The 16,097-nt window shown below is 58.4% G+C and carries 10 protein-coding genes; 5 read left to right on the forward strand and 5 right to left on the reverse strand.

What is annotated here, in order from left to right; genetic code table 11:
• Positions 1-2: 2 nt before the first annotated feature.
• A complete protein-coding gene (locus RA302_RS29030) occupies positions 3-248 on the reverse strand; it encodes a hypothetical protein (RefSeq protein ID WP_030537727.1) in 246 nt (81 codons plus the stop codon).
• 114 nt (positions 249-362) lie between these two features.
• Complete coding sequence (locus tag RA302_RS29035) at positions 363-2,993, reverse strand: DEAD/DEAH box helicase (RefSeq protein ID WP_051720969.1); 2,631 nt, start codon at positions 2,991-2,993, stop codon at positions 363-365.
• Between the two features lie 78 nt (positions 2,994-3,071).
• Between RA302_RS29035 and RA302_RS29040 the strand changes: the two genes are divergently transcribed.
• Positions 3,072-5,297: a DUF262 domain-containing protein gene (locus RA302_RS29040; protein ID WP_080712815.1), complete on the forward strand. Its 2,226-nt coding sequence runs from the start codon at positions 3,072-3,074 to the stop codon at positions 5,295-5,297.
• 208 nt (positions 5,298-5,505) lie between these two features.
• Complete coding sequence (locus tag RA302_RS29045; protein WP_155277954.1) at positions 5,506-6,744, forward strand: hypothetical protein; 1,239 nt, start codon at positions 5,506-5,508, stop codon at positions 6,742-6,744.
• 178 nt (positions 6,745-6,922) lie between these two features.
• Here the strand turns inward: RA302_RS29045 and RA302_RS29050 are convergent, their stop codons facing one another.
• Genes RA302_RS29050 through RA302_RS29060 form a run of 3 tightly spaced genes read right to left on the reverse strand, consistent with a single transcriptional unit; the run spans position 6,923 to position 13,019 of the window.
• Positions 6,923-10,261: a type I restriction endonuclease subunit R gene (locus tag RA302_RS29050; RefSeq protein ID WP_338478793.1), complete on the reverse strand. Its 3,339-nt coding sequence runs from the start codon at positions 10,259-10,261 to the stop codon at positions 6,923-6,925.
• 29 nt (positions 10,262-10,290) lie between these two features.
• Positions 10,291-11,472: a restriction endonuclease subunit S gene (locus tag RA302_RS29055; RefSeq protein WP_051720971.1), complete on the reverse strand. Its 1,182-nt coding sequence runs from the start codon at positions 11,470-11,472 to the stop codon at positions 10,291-10,293.
• The gene (locus tag RA302_RS29060; protein WP_030537733.1) at positions 11,469-13,019 is read right to left on the reverse strand and encodes a class I SAM-dependent DNA methyltransferase; all 1,551 of its coding nucleotides are present in this window, start codon (positions 13,017-13,019) and stop codon (positions 11,469-11,471) included. The genes RA302_RS29055 and RA302_RS29060 overlap by 4 nt, the downstream gene beginning before the upstream one ends.
• 885 nt (positions 13,020-13,904) lie before the next feature.
• Here RA302_RS29060 and RA302_RS29065 point away from each other — a divergent pair.
• The 3 genes from RA302_RS29065 to RA302_RS29075 all read left to right on the forward strand — a co-directional run bounded on the left by RA302_RS29065 (position 13,905) and on the right by RA302_RS29075 (position 16,019).
• Entirely contained in the window at positions 13,905-14,255 is a 351-nt protein-coding gene (locus RA302_RS29065; protein ID WP_030537734.1) for a hypothetical protein, read from the forward strand.
• 214 nt (positions 14,256-14,469) lie between these two features.
• Positions 14,470-15,633: an IS30 family transposase gene (locus RA302_RS29070; RefSeq protein WP_166502854.1), complete on the forward strand. Its 1,164-nt coding sequence runs from the start codon at positions 14,470-14,472 to the stop codon at positions 15,631-15,633.
• Between the two features lie 38 nt (positions 15,634-15,671).
• Positions 15,672-16,019, forward strand: coding sequence for a DUF3024 domain-containing protein (locus RA302_RS29075; RefSeq protein WP_073513844.1), 348 nt, complete (start codon positions 15,672-15,674; stop codon positions 16,017-16,019).
• The last annotated feature ends 78 nt before the right edge of the window (positions 16,020-16,097 follow it).

The raw sequence follows: 16,097 nt of genomic DNA on the forward strand, positions 1-16,097 counted from the left end.
TATCAGGCTAGTTCGAGACCGCCCTCGGCGGCGAAGACCAATCGACTGTCGTCGAGGGCGATCGCCCACCGTTTCACCGGTGCCCAATCCCGACCCAGGTCAGTGTCGTCGATGACGGTATCGGCGAAGTCCTCGACCACGATACCGACTTGCGGCTTGGTATCGCGAGACCGGGATCCGGAGGTCCGGACGGCGACCCTGGAACCGACGGCGATGGGATCGGTAGGTTGAGCGTCAGAGTCGGCCATAGACCTGATTCTGGCAGAGACACCGCCAGGCCGCCTCCTCGCCCAGCGATCACTGATGTTTCAAAACAGCCGATTATGAAACGTCATTCGGCGATGCTGAAATGGATGACTTTATTATTTGCAGTACCTGGATCGGAAGTATCTATCTAATTCATCCTCATTCGCAGACCATTCCTCACCCTCTGAGATGAAACTCAATGGAACCCACTTTTTATCGATATGAACTGCGATCAGGGCTGACGTCGACCACCCCATATTTGAAGCTATGCTTTCGAGGTGATTCTCGCTCTCTGTGATGGATTCAGTTTCTGATCTAAACGCAGGGGGAGAATTGCAGTCGATGTAGTCGTGACTTGACTTCCATAGCCCTAAAAGTGGGTATCTCTCTCCGTCGTAACGGATGTAAGTTCCGAAGTAATCCGATTCTGATTCATTGCGATGGGAGAGATTATCGATTATCTCTGATATGGTATTCTTTGATGATTTGTCTTTCTTCTTTTTGGTTCTCCTGTGAGATGAAGTATTCTCCTCGTCGGATTCGGGCTTTCCTGCCATGTATCGAGGAGCTTTGGCGGGCGCTGATTCATGATCAAGCACCTCGACGTTTGGTTCGATAGCTGAGTCACCAACTGCTGTCTCCAGTACGACTTCTATCAGCTCCGATGCGCGTTCGAGAGGAACTGTGGCGAGACCAGAATCTGATACTAGTTTCGCCAGTTCCGATATCCGCATCGATTCCGACGAGGTTTGCGCCACTATCTCGATGCAACCTTCGAACGCTCGCAAAAGATTCAGGCGTGTGGCGGTCGTTGTAGCGGCGGTGCCGCCGGCACCGACAACATGGCCTCGGATCGGTATCCAGGTCAGTTTCCCAGCAGGATCCAGTCGCGCCAACTTGCGTTCGGTCGTACCAAACGATTCGCCGCGTTGTAGTGACAGATATTCGATGATCTCGGAAAGCGAGGCGATATGGTCACGGTCGTCGAAGACCGCCAGCACTTGTGCGAGGAATCTGTCCTCGAGAACCCGCTCGATCTGAAAGTTCTCTTTCGCAAGGGTATCTAGTTGCTGAAGTGGAAAGTGGGCATCGAGTGTCTCCGAATGATGTTGGACGGAGTCTGAACTCGGAGTGCCCTTTACGGTTTGCCACTGGGAGAGAAGTGTCGAACTGCTCTCGGCGTCAACTACCTCTACGGTCTCCGCGATCTCGAGCAGTTCCCTGAGAAAGTCCTGGTGTGCACCACTGGCGGGGTCTTCCGAAGTTCCTCGGACGTAGGCGACGACAAAGATCGCGTTTCGGCCGTCCGACTTCGGGCGAATCACCCGACCCATGCGCTGAACCATCTGCCGTTTGCTTCTGCTCGCCGAAAGGATGACGGCGAGGTCGGCCTCGGGGACGTCGACGCCTTCGTCGAGTATGCGTGGTGCGCACAGGACCCTCACATCTCCTGCAGCGAAGTTCGCCAAAGTGGCTTGCCTCTCGCGGGCGGACATCTCTGAGCTGACGGCAACGGCCGCGACACCAAGAGCCTCGACGAGGAGAGCGGACCGGTTGGCTACAGCCACAGTGTCTGTAAAGATCAAAGATCGTCCTGACGACCGGAACGGTTTTTCCCATCGGCTGAGCAACTGAGCTTTTGCTTCGGACTGAGCAAGCACTTCACGCCGGACGTTGAAGGATTTCAAGTATCGGCGAGCAACCCGCGTCTCCTGCTGAGATTCATGGCCTCCCGCAAATTTCTGGACGTCAACGATGAACTGGCCGAATTCTTCATCGCGGAGCCCGTACTTCGATACCAACGTCCAACGTGTCTGTTTTACGATCTCGTCGGCATCCGAGTATTTTTGCTGCTCTTCTGGGGTAAACGCCACTCCTACAAGCGCTACTCGGACCGGCGCAAGGATCCTATCGTCGTAAGCTCGCTTGTAGTCGCAACCGGAAATGAAGGCTCCGAAGTACGGTCGGAGCAGCGATTCGACGCCGTCATCTGATCGCTCCAATGTTGCGGTCAGCCCGAGTCGATGAATGAACGTCGACGACAGGGCGCTTGCGAATGCGGTGGCGCCGTAGCGGTGTACTTCGTCAGCGACCAGGAGGCAGTCTGGAAGATGTCCGTTATCCGGTAGTTCGGTTTTTACGGCCGAATGTACGGTGGAGACGAGGACATCGCAGGAACTCAGACTCTGTCGTTTTCCACCCCCGTGCTCTCCTATCCGGACGCCCTGCAACTGCTTACGCAATACCCGTGACCACTGTTGCTGCAGGTCGAGCGTCGGGACGATGACGAGCGTTTTCATCCCAGACGCTACTGCCACACTGATCGCCGCAACGCCGATGGCGGTCTTTCCGGAACCTGTGACGGCCTCGATGATTCCGCGCCTGCCAGCGGTATCCCAGCGATGAAGTGCCGCGGCCTGCCACCGACGAAGCGGAGGTCCACCGTAGAAGGCTTGGGCAAGTGTGGGGAGCACGAAAAGGGGTTCGCTCGCGGCGGAGTTGGATCCCTCCGGTTCGCGAACGGTCTGGGGCGGCGCGATATTTACACCGGACTTCTGAGAGACCCCGATGTATCTCCATCGTGGTGGTGTCTGGCCGTCGTGGTCGAAAAGGTGCGGTTGACGATAGAGGACTTTGTTTACTTCGGAGGTCAGATCGTACGGAGCCGGCATTTGCCGAGACAGCTGATATTTGCTCTGGCCCGGCTCCTGACTCAGGAGCTCGACGAGCCGATCCTCCGCATCCACAAGCCTTCTCTTCCATGTCGATGCACACGCGAATACGAAGTGCTTTTATGATCGCCTCACAATAGCGACCCGATACGCGTGACGTGCGCGGCACCTGCACCGGTTGTTTTTCGTGAACTAGAAAGCGCCAAGGAGAAACCTGTGGAAGCTCGACCGCTCAGTGTTCGTGAGATCTTCGGTTACGACGAGCGACTGGTGGTGCCGATCTTCCAACGCCGGTACGTATGGAGCGAAGACCGTAACTGGGCGCCGTTGTGGCAGGACCTGATGTCGCTGGTCGACAGATACATCGATGACGACAACATCTCCTCCCATTTCCTCGGCGCGGTCGTTCTGGACCACCTGCGTACTCCCACCGGATCGCTTCCTGCCCGTCAAGTCATCGACGGGCAACAGCGCTTGACCACTTTGCAAATTCTTCTCGCCGCAGTGCGAGACAGTTACCGTGCCGCAGGCCTGCCGGCGCGGTACGTGAACACACTTCACAAGCTGACGATCAACCAGGACGAGATGTCCGAAGACCCACGGACTCTCTACAAGGTGTGGCCGACGCTCGCTGACCGAGACGTATTCTCCTCGATAATCGACATCGCGAGTGACGATGACGCCGAGACGGTTCTGGCAAGCGCAGATACATCTCCCATCACCAATGCCTACCGCTATTTCTATACGCAGGTCACGACATGGCTGACCGGCCTTACCGATCCGGAAGAACAGAAGGCTACTGCCGAGGCTCTCGTGCGGATCTTGCAGAGCAAACTCGAAATCGTTGTCATCGACCTCGGGCCCAACGACAATGCGCAAGTCATCTTCGAAAGTCTCAACGACCGTGGCACGCCACTACTTCCGAGTGATCTCATCAAGAATTTGATCTTTCAGACCTCAGAAGAACTCGGCCTCGATTCGGAGGCGCTCTACGAGAAATATTGGAAGCAGCTCGAAGCGCCAAGATGGCAACGGGAGATCACTATCGGACGTACCAAGAGATCGGCACTGGACCTCTTCTTCACACATTTTCTGACGATGCAGCTGCAACATGAAGTGCTCAGTCCAGTTCTTTTCACAGAATTTCGCAGCTATCTCGTCAATTCGGGTCCAGAAAAACTTGAGGAGACGATGCGCGAGATCGACCGATACGCAGCGATCTACGATCGCATCACAGAATGCGACGGTGAAAGTGACCGCGAGACCCGATTCTTGGAGCGGCTCGCAGCGATGGATTCGAGTACCGTCACACCATTCATCCTGTATCTGTTCGGTGCCCACGACGTCACCACACGCGCACCCGCACTCGATGCCATCGAGTCCTGGTTCGTACGGCGCATGCTGTGCCGACTGACAACGAAGAACTACAACCGATTCCTGCTGAGCATGCTTACCAAACTGACAGAAACCACCGATCCAGGAACGGCCGTCACAGATCTGATACTGGGGCAGGACGCCGTCACTTCATTCTGGCCGACCGATGACGACATCCGAGGTATTTGCCTCACTCAACCGCTGTACCAGCAACTGACTCAGAAGCGGCTACGGATCGTGTTGGAGGGGTGCGACAGCCAATCCGAAAACGGTTATGGAGAAGCTATGCGTATCTCCGGTCCTCTACCGATCGAACATCTCATGCCGCAAAAGTGGGAAACACATTGGCCCATCCTCACCGATTCCACAGAGTTGAGAGAAGCTGAAACTGCCCGACGTGAGCGTCTCGTTCATACGATCGGAAATCTCGCCTTGGTCACGACGAAACTCAATTCTAAACTCTCCAACAGCAGTTGGCAGACCAAACGCGCAGCGATATTGGCGCACAGCGCTCTCGCGCTCAATCGGTCTCTAAGCGCCGAATGGGGACCAGACGAAATTCTCGACCGATCGTCACAATTGGCAGATGCAATCTGCCGAGAATGGGCACGACCACAGAACGGAGTAAAAACTCCGCCAGTTATGGGCGCGGTACCTCCGGTCAGTGAACTGCGCGTTAATGAAGTGGATTCCACTGTCCAGGCCGATGATTCCGATGCTCGGAGCACTGAGCGCTCCGAAAATGGAACCAATTCGGGACGAAAGATAGCCACTCATATCAACGAAGTTTTCGAACAGTATCCGATCGGGACTGTGCTCACGGTCGCTCAGTTGCGCGCGCACGCGACATCTCAATATGCGGCGGGAGAAGCAAGCTCTGGGGAAATAACGAACAGGGTCAAGGCGGATGACGTGGAGGGAATATCAAGAGTGGAAGGCGTTTCACCCCTTTGTGCGCAGAAAGTTTCAAGCGCAATCCATGATGTCCATGGCATACCCGTATAATTTTCAACACTTTATTCTTTGAGAGCGCGGGCGTAGCCGCTGATATGTCGGGGCAGATCACTGGGCTCAAAACGTGAGCCCAGCTCGTAGTCGATGCGCTTCGCAATGGTGGGGCCCAAGTTTTGGTACGTACGTCTGAGATGCGATGAGAACCTACCGATGTGGGGCGGCGGTGCCGTCTGTCAGCCGGCCACGGTATGAATCAGGGATGACACGCACGGATGAGACATGGTTTCGGCTTTTGCAATGGACTCAGGGCCAGGCCCCGTCCGAGCGTCTTGCGGCACACGTACTCTCGTATGCCGGTTTCGAGGACATCGATCCGTCACATCCACTCGGAGGCAAGGACGGAGGACGAGATGCCTCCTGTTCCAAGGCCGGTCGCCCGTGGATTATGGCCGTCTACTTCCCCCGTGATCAGAAGACATTTAGTGACATCAAGGCCAAAGTCGAATCCGACCTCGCCGGCGCTCTGAAGCACGCTCCCTACGGGCTTGCCTTCATCACCAACCAGGAGCTCAGATTGAGCGAACGTGCCGACCTGATGTCGCTCGGGGCGGACGCCGACGTGATACTCGACCTTTTCCACCTGGAGCGCGTAGCGCACATTCTCGACGAACCCTCGATGGCGGTGATCCGCAAGCGGTACCTCGACATCGAACTCGGACCACTCCCGATCTCGGTTGATCTCGACATCATCGGGAGCGTGCGCCGACTTGTCGGCGGCGAAGAGGTTCTCGACTGGTGGCTCGAGGACGCTGCAGAGAAGGCACGTCAGCGGCGCATCCGAAGCAGTCAGGAGAGCCTGCGGAACCCCGCAGCTGCGTTGCAATTGTCCTGGATGCAGCCGACACCGGAACCGCTGACTGAGGATGAGCTCGAAGAACGAATCGAACGTTGGGAACGTCGTGTTCGGCTGACCTGGCCGGAAGCGGAAGATCACCTCGCGAGTACCGCGTGGCCCGGTCTGCAGTTTCGCCTTCGTAACACTGGAGAAGTGTTCCTCAACGATGTTCAGGTGATCATCACGATCAGTGGCGTCCGCGGCCTGCAGTACTTGCACCGTGACCGATTCGATCAAGCCAAACTCTTGCCGCCCGTCGTACCCGCACAGAAAGAACCGTATGCAGTCGACTTGAGCTTCTACGACGAACTACGGATCGCCGATTACCCGGTCACCTGGAAGAACTTGGACGGGGCTGTGGAGATCATCCTTGATCTACGGCATCTTCGCCCACATCCGGTGTGGGAAAGCGAGACCGACGATATCGTTCTGGTCCTTAACGGAGACGCAGGCAGCGCCGATGTGATCGCGCGCTGGACGGTGACCGCTCAGGGGTACGGAAAGATGTACGAAGGTCCCGAACAAACCATTCCGGTCGAGCTGATCTCGTTCCTCGACTCATTGGAACAGGTCAGCGAGCTCGTCGAGCCTGCCGACGAGTAAGTGACTTGTCAGGCCCGATGCAGATGTGACCATGGCGGCTGCAGACGCGAAGGCCAGAGATGGAACGTTGACATGTGGAGAGCAAGATCTATTTCCGGCACCTCGTTCTATGCGTAGCCGCCGCGGCCGATAACCACCCCTTATGTCAGGTCCAAGACTACATATTGCATCCGATGAATCAATGCAGAAAACCGTGGGACCTCGATATGTTGGGTGACCACGGTGAAGTTAAGTTTCGTGCCTGAATCTGCGCTGCGACCTCGACTGCGAACGCTGGGTCGGCGCGGAGGCGCACCACCACGTCGTCAGCGATCTTGTTCAAGTCGAGCGGACCCGTGAGGTCGACGTCCACTTTCTGAGGGAAACTGATATCGGGGCGTTGACTGTAGGCACTCTCACCGTTGTCGCCGTATGCGGTAAGGACGTGTTCAAAGACGCGCTGAACCTTTGAGCTGAAAACCTCGGGCGTGTAAGGCTCTACCGGCAGCCCTTCATCGAGGATCCGTCGAATGGTGCTGTCGACGTCATTCTTGACGTCGACCTTGCGACGCCAGTCCTGCACCAGCTTGTCCTGCAGATGCTCTAGGAGTTTTTTAGCGCTTACCTTGACCGTCTCGCGCTCCACATCAGTCAGCTCGGGTTCGGGCTGGGTCAGCAGATCGAAGATCGCCAGCTCCGCTTCGGTCATGCCTTCTCGCGCCGAGCGCTCTTCTTCTTCGGTCAGCGTTTCAGACAAGAGAATCAGGCGTTTCAGGTACTCGTCGATGTTCACACTTCCGGCGTTGTAGTCCGAGATGAGCTGTTCTATACGCTCAACAAGCTCGTACCGGGTCGGGTTGCGGGTAGCGGCTCCGATGGCCTTCTGGCGCAGTAGTTGGGCCATCCGGTCTGTCTCGGCTCGCTTACGACCTGCCAGCTTCGCCGCCAAGCCCTCAAAGTCGATCTGTGACAAGTCGATCAGCGGATCGGATTTTGTCCCCTCGGCGGCCGCTCGGATGACGTATTCCTCGGCACCCACGGATCGGTCGAGCAGCGCGTCGACCGCATCGGTGACTGTGCCGAGGTCGGCTTCGGCCGGCCGGGTGACGTCCGCGATGCGTTCGGCGAGTACCCGGATGGCAGCGACATTGCGTTGGTGGGTGGCAGCGTCCGGGTTCGGCAGCAGTGCCTTGAAGAGCTTGCGTACCCGTCGGGCCTTCTGCTGAAAATCAACCCGGACATCTTCGTCCACAAGCAGCGCTTCCACCACTGCGTCCCGCTTGGCGATATGGTCGAAGCCTTCCGCATCCCGCATCGCCTTAAGATCCGCACCGACGGAACTGCAGAAGGTGAACACCTCAGTGACGGCAGCTTCCAACTCGGCAGATAGCGCATCGATGATCTCGATAGGCGATTCGCCGGCCTCTGCGGCACCGTAGATCGCTAGAGCATTTTCCAGATTTCGGAAGACGCCGACGTAGTCGACAATCAGACCGTTGTCCTTCTCAGGGAATACGCGGTTGGCGCGGGCGATGGTCTGCATCAGCGTGTGGTTCTTCATCGGCCGATCCAGGTAGATCGTTGAAACGCTCGGCGCGTCGAAACCGGTCATCCACATCGCACAGACGAACACCAAGCGAAGCGGATCGGCGGGATCCTTGAACTTCTCAGCGAGGTCTTCCCGGTTCATCCGCTCACGGTGCGGCCGGATATCGAGTCCCAGTTCGTCGAGCATTTTGAGTTCGTTCTGGCTCTGTGAGACCACAACCGCCATGTCGGTGGTGCGCATCAGTTCGATCCGCGACGCCAGCCAGGGCCGCTCCAACTCTGGCAACGCATCATGCTGGGCCTGCAACTCGTCCAGATGCTCTGCCCAGGCCTTCTTGACCAGGTCATGCATGCGCACGGCGGCGGCTTTGTCGAGTCCGACATACATTGCCTTGCCACTAAATCCGCGGCCCACGAAGTGTGTGACGAGGTCTCTGGCGAGGGTCTTCAACCGCTCTGGCCGAGTGAGGAGCGTGTACTGGGTGCCGAAAGCTCGCGCCAGCTGGCCCTCGGCGTCCTCGTCGAGCTCGGCCTCTTCAAGGAGTGCGTCGAGTTCTTCGGAGAAGTTCTCGTTTATCAACTGAAGCTCGGGGATGCGGTTCTCGTAGTACAGCGGGACCGTCGCTCCATCCTCAATGGCGTCGCGGAAGTTGTAGACGCTGACGTAATCGCCGAACTGCTCGCGAGTGGCCTGTTCCTCCCCTGCGATCAAAGGAGTACCGGTGAAGCCCATCATCGAGGCGTTAGGGAGCGCGGTGCGCATGTTGAGGGCGAGCGTGTCGTACTGGCTGCGGTGCGCCTCATCGGTGATGACAATGACGTCGGACCGGTCCGAGAGCATCGGCATCTGCCGCTCACCTCGGCCCTTGGACAGCTGGAATTTCTGAATCAGAGTGAATACGTACCGGTGATCGGCAGCCAGCAATTCACGCAAGTGCGTGATGGAGTCCGCATGCACCCGAGCCTCCGGCGAAATCGCCCCCGCCGCGGCGAACTCTCCATGCAATTGCGTGTCGAGTTCCTTTCGGTCGGTGACCATCACGAACGTCCACTTGCCCGCCACCTGGCGCAGCACCTTCTGCGTGAACCACAACATCGACAGCGATTTACCCGAGCCCTGGGTGTGCCAGAAGACACCGAGACGCTTATCTTGTTCTGCTCGCGCACGGCGGAGGTTCTCGATCGCCGCGTTGACTCCCAGGTACTGATGCGAGCGTGCCAATACCTTGATCAGTCCGCCTACGCGCTCCATGTACGCGACGAAGTTCTCGAACAAGTCGAGCAGCACCGCCGGATCACAGGTGCCGCGCAGAGCCGTCTCCAAAGCGATAGCGCCACGCGTGCCGTGAGCGTCGATGACCTTCCAGTCATTGAAGAACTCCCACGGCGAGAACGTCGACCCGATCTTGGCTTGTCCGCCGTTGGACAGCAGAACAAAGCAGTTCGGAATGAAGAGCTGGGGGATGGTGTCGCGGTTGTCGGTCAGGTTATTGTCGTAGGCCGACTTGACCGGCTCATTGGGTTCCTTAAACTCCATCAACACCAACGGAACGCCGTTGACGAACAGCGCAACATCAAGGCGCCGGCTATGGAGATTGCCCTTGATCCACATCTGCTGAACAGCCAACAAGTCGTTGTTCGAAGGGTTGATCAGGTCGAAGTACTGGAGCCTTTCGATCTGCTGGTCGCCATTGAGGTCGGTCCACTCGGCTTGATAGCCATCACGCAGCAGGTCGTGGACCTCACGGTTGGCACGCACTCGGTTCATGACCGAACGGTCCTTGGTGAGTATCTCGATGGCCTCGTCGATCGACGTGTCAGGCACGTGCTCAGGGTTGAGCATGCGCATCGCCGACCGCAACCGGTGAGTCAGGACGACGTCGCGTTGCGAATCCCGCCCTAAGGTTCCCTGGGGGCCGAGCGTCTCGCGGAAGGCATCGATACAGGTCCAGCCAAGCCGCTCCAATAGTTCCATGCTCGGCTTCTCCACGTAGGAAAACTCCGGACCAGTGGGAGTCATCACGCCACCTTTTTTCCGAGCAACGCATCCAGGTCGAGCGACGACACGTCGATCTGCCCAGTCACCAACTTGGGCAACAGCACGTCGCGGAGAGCCTGTAGGCTCCCCACCCCATCCATCAAAACGGCAGCCTGGGAGAAGAGCGGCTCCATCATCGTTTCGAACTTATCCGCAAGATTTCGGGGCGGCACAGCGAGCAAGTAACTATCGAAGCACTCGGTGCGGACACGCTGGCGACCGCTAGCTCCGCTCATACTTGCAATGGCATGCTTCCGGAAGCTGTCCTCTCGTGCGAGACAGTAAGTGAATGCGGGCCCAACGTCCTGACCTCGCAGCACGATGAACTCAGTCGAGCCGAGACCGACTTCACCTTCCTCTAGAGTCTGAACAAGACCAGTTTTTCCGTTCTCCAAACACGGCGTGATGCGAGCAAACAGCGTGTCACCTTGTTCAAATTTGGTGCCCGACCCCCCAGAACGAACCTGGCTCGGACGACACCCCATACTTTTTACGTCGAGATCACCCATCGCGATAAAGGGATGCTCAACCGTTCTGTCGAGTTTGATGCGAGGGTTGACTGTAATTATCTTTGAGGCGTGAGCAAGTACCCAGCCCTTAGGAAACTGGCCAAGGGCTGAATCGACCATGGACACATCGCTGTGGCCGGGATAGCGGAACTTCACGAACCACTCACGGTAGATAGCCCGCGCCATCTCCTCCAGCACCTCCACACGCCGACGATTGTTCTCAATCAGGTCGTCGAATGCCTGAACCACATCAGCGAGTGCCCGTTGCACCGGCACCGCCGGCACCCGGACGCGCACAGTGTGCAGTTGGTTTCGGTTGAGACCTGGTACGGCTGCGGCACCGTCATACTGCGCCAAGTCCATCGATCGGAGCAGGGCCGCCACGTATCTAGGATCATTGCCCTTGAAATCGCGCACATATAGCGCGGTGTTCAGAGGCCAGAAGTCTTCAGTCACGTAAAAGACCTGGCCAAGCGTCCCGTATCGGCCGGTCACAACGCCGGGTGCGGCAACTTTCGCCTTGTCATGCCACCCAGTGGACCCAGAAGATGAGACAACGGGGATTCGACCAACCTTTCGCGAGCTATTGGGCAGGTCGTAGCCACGCTTCAACTCGCACACTTCCCCCAAAGGTAGAACGCGCCAATCGCTCATAAGCCTAGAATCCCCGTGACGGAGGCATCGACCCTCGACCTCAGCCCCTCGGCCTCGTCACTCAGCTGCGTGAACTCTTCGTACAATGCCTCGAGATCGCCCAGGAAGTCGACATCGCTCTCGTCAACCGCTGCTGTGCCGGTGTAGCGGCCGGGATTGAGGCTCCATCCTTGGGCTGCGATATCGGCACGGGTAGCGACCTTGCAGAGACCAGGGAGGTCGACGTACTTGCCATCGGGGAAGTTCTGTTGGAGCAGACTTCCACTGCCATCCGTGGTTTCAATCTCCTCGCCGCGGTATAGACGCACAATGTTGGCCAGGAACTCGATCTGGTCTGGCGTGAAGTCGCGGTGGGTCCGGTCAATCTGATGGTAGATGTGCCGAACGTCGAGAAACAGCACGGTGTCTTCGCGCGGTGTACCAACCTTGGCCTTGTCGAGGAACCAAAGCGTCACTGGCAGAGTGACGGTGTAGAAAAAGTTGGTGCTGATCGCGACCATCACGTCGACGGTGCCGGACTGGATCAACTGCTTGCGGATCTCCTTCTCGGAGTGGCCCGCGTCTGCGGCCGAGTTCGCCATGACGAAGCCTGCGCGACCCTGTGGGGAGAGCGCCGCGTAAAACTGTTGGATCCACAGGAAGTTGCCGTTGTCGGCCTTCGGCAGGCCAAATGGGAACCGCTTGTCACCGGTCAGCTGATCCTTCTTGATCTTGTCCACGTTGAACGGCGGATTGGCCATCACATAGTCGAAGGCGCCGACCGCGCTATGTGGGTCCTCGTAGTAGCTGTTGGCCTGGCGAATATCGCCCGACAATCCGTGAAGCGCCAGGTTCATCTTCGCCAACGGGACTGTGTCCTCGGTCTTCTCCGCACCGAAAACCGAGAGCTTGCGGGTGGCCGAATCATGGTGGCGTGCGACGAACTTTGCGCACTGCACGAACATGCCGCCCGACCCGCACGCCGGGTCGAAGACACGGCCCCGGTACGGCTCAAGTATCTCCACGATAAGGCGAACAATCGAGTACGGAGTGAAATACTCGCCCCCTCCCTTGCCTTCCTGCGCTGCGAAGTTGGAGAGGAAGTCTTCGTAGATGAAGCCGAAAGCATCTCCTTCTAGCTGTGTAGGTAACGGCGCGAAGAGCCGCAGCAACTCGATCAGGGTCGAGCGTTCCAGTTTCTGGTAGCCACGCGGCAGGATGTCCTTGAGCTCCGGGTTCGCCTCCTCGACAGCCCTGATAGCTTGATCGACCGCCTTGCCAACGTCGTCACCCTCAGGCAGGTCGACGAGGTGAGACAAGCGCGACTCATCGGGCACGTAGAGCACAGACTTCGCCTTGAAGTCCGCGACCGTCGCAGGGTTGCGCTTGGTGGCCTTCGCCTCGACTTGGCCACGAACCGCCTCGAAGCGGTTCTCGGCGTATGCAAGGAACACCAACCCCAGCACTGGATCGCGGTACTGAACCGGCGTCAGCTTCGAGTTGGCTCGCAGTTCGTCGGCGGCGGCCCACAGAGTCGCGCGCACTTTGGCAAGGTCGGTACTTTTCACAATGGGATACTAGCTGGTTACCGCCATTTTTCCGCGACCCTGTGCTGCCGCCAGAGTGGCGTAATCCCTGCCACTGTGAGCGATCCTCCGAGAGACTCTCGAACAGCGACAACGGATCCTCCCGTACCGGGCCTCAGGCCAACAGGAAGACGGCACGATTGAACCGAACCCTGGCAGCCGAGTGGGCAGGCCTATACCCAGACCTATCTGTCGGACACCAATGATCTCCGGCCGTGCTGCGAATGCTGATGATGCGCAGCAGATCGCTGCTGATCTGCGCGAGGCTGCGACGGACCCTGTGGGGAACCGCGCGAGGTTGCAGGCATACTTCGGCCGCGATCGGTGCGTTCACTCTTGCCGTGGGTAATGGCCAGTCAGCAGTCGACGGACCTTGCGGTGTCAGCTATCCAGTCGCTAGGTTGACGCAAGACAGCCGTTCCGGGGGATGCAGTCCGGTCTCTGCGATGCCGCGGGTTGATGCCAGGATCCGGCGATCTGCTGCTTGTTCGAACAAGCAGCGGCCCGTTCCTGTTGGATGGTTCGGTCGCCCGACCGGTGTCTCAATTTCTTGGAATTGAGACACCAGCCCGTTCGGAGTGTGGAATCGGGTGCCCCCAGCTCGCCGCGTCTCAGAAGTGCGTACCAAAACTGGCGTCTCGCCGTTGTTCAATGGGACGACTTATGAGACCCCACGACGGACAACAGGATGGCACAACATTTCGGCGCGGGCCGCTCGACGACATCCTGTGCCGACGCCCGCTCGGATCGTCCTGGCCTCTCTGCTGCCCTCGACTGTGCCCGAGAAGGTGGCATATTTGTCGTACCCGCCCTGGGCCGATCCCTCGTTGACGCGATCGAAACCTTGACCACCGACAGGACACAACGATGGACAAGCAACCGCACCGACGACGGAGCAACAAGTTTCTGATCGACTACCCCCTGAATAACGTGACTGTCGGTCGACGTTTCGATGGAGTGCCCGAGGGCGAGGGTCGTTGGCAGCGGATTCCGCACTTGGGTGTTCTGTGGACGGACGACAAACAAGCTCTGCAGCTCGGTTGGCTCGATAATGCAGATCAGGACGCCGCAAACGCTCTTGCTCGCCGGATGGTTCTGATGGCTGTCGACGGCATGACCGCGACCGCAGCGTTCGACATGATCGCCAGCGAGAACCAGAAGTACTTGGTCGTGCATGGTGATCTCGCGGACCGCGGCGAAGACAACTTCTGGAACTAGTCGACAGCTCTGTCGAGATGAAGATCAACTTGTGGAAACGGTGCTCTCAACAGTGCCGGCTGCACCCGATTGTTCAGCGATTGCGCTTTACCTCGTTGTGGATTGTTGATTGCGAAGGAACCAGAATCCGCTATCGCCAGTCGATAATCGATCTTGGTCTCAACACGTCAACGCATCACTACTGGTGAGATGATGCGTGATCGTGGAGGCATGGATGGGCAACAAGGCGCTCGGGTTCACTATGGATCAAGAGAACACGATCTGGGAGATGTGGCGTCGCGGTGATTCGCTGAGTGCGACCGGGCGGGTCCTCGGGGAGAGTGTCCCTCAGATCGGCCGGTTCCTGCGTAAATCCGGCGGTATCCGGCCGCTCCCACGTCGTCGGCGAGCATCTCATCTCACGGCCGGGGAGCGTGAAGAGATTTCCCGTGGGATCGCCGCCGGTGACAGTGCTCGGACGATCGCCGACAAACTCGGAAGATCCCCGTCCACGATCGCTCGGGAGATCGCCCGCAACGGCGGCCGCGAACACTATCGGGCGACCCCGGCGGATGCCGCAGCGTATGTCCGCGCGCGCCGCCCTCAAATCTCGACTCTCTCTACCAGGCATTTTCTGCGGGAGGTTGTCACAGGGAAGCTGAGTGAGCAGTGGTCACCGCAGCAGATCTCCGCCTGGCTCCGGCGCGAGTATCCGTCCGATCCGCAGATGTGGGTTTCGCACGAGACGATTTACCGTTGCCTGTATATACCGTCGCGGCAAGTATTCGACGACACAAAATTTCACGAACTGCGTACCGATCGGCGGATCCGCCGGCCTCGTGGGAAGAAACGCTCCCACGGGCGCGGGCAGATACGGAACAGGGTCCCCATCGATCACCGCAGCCCAGCAGCGGATGCTCGTAGCGAGCCCGGACATCTGGAAGGTGATCTCGTGTTCGGCACCCGCCCGTCGGCGGTCGCGACGCTGGTGGATCGGCAATCACGCGCCGTGCATGTGGTCGCACTGCCGGACGGGTACCGGGCCGAGACGGTTGCGGACGCCTTGATTGCCTATCTGGGCCGGTTGCCTGCGCATCTGCGTCGGTCGTTGACGTGGGATCGGGGACAGGAAATGGCCGCGCACGAGCGCATCACCGCAGCACTCGACCTGCCCGTCTACTTTTGCGCCCCGCATCATCCGTGGCAACGAGGGACGAACGAAAATACGAACGGGTTGCTGCGGCAGTACCTGCGCAAGAACGCTGACCTGCGCACTTTCAGCCAGGAGGGCCTGAATTCGATCGCGGCGAGACTCAACGATCGGCCTCGTCGGGTGCTCGACTGGGACAGTCCACGCCAACGAGAAGACCAGGTGCTCGGTTCCTCCGCAGTTGGATAGCAAAGCTGGCCATAACGGCGGTTGGCATGATGATGGTCATGGCTGCCACCGGACTCCCCGAACTCGATGTCGCCCGGATCGTGAAGTACTGCGCCAGTAGAGTTCCCGATCGTCTGCGTCATGAGATTCGGGTCGAATGCGACATCGCGCCGCGCCATGTCACGATCTGCGAATGCCGGTCGCCGTGGCGTGAGGACTTCGGACCGGAGTGGACGCGATTCCCGATCGCCCGCCTGTCTTACACGAAGAAAACCGGGCTGTGGACTCTGTATTGGCGGGACCGGAACCTCAAATTTCACCGTTACCAGTTCTTGGCGCCGAGCCCTCACGTTCAGGATTTGCTCGATCACATCGAAAACGGTGGCGATCCGATCTTCTGGGGCTGATCCGTTATCGTCGGTGATGCGTTGACCTATTGAGACCAAGATCGTTTTTCGACACCGTCCTGAGTCGACGTACGCCCA

This window comes from Rhodococcus sp. DN22 (genome assembly GCF_036669995.1).
GTDB lineage: Bacteria > Actinomycetota > Actinomycetes > Mycobacteriales > Mycobacteriaceae > Rhodococcus_F > Rhodococcus_F erythropolis.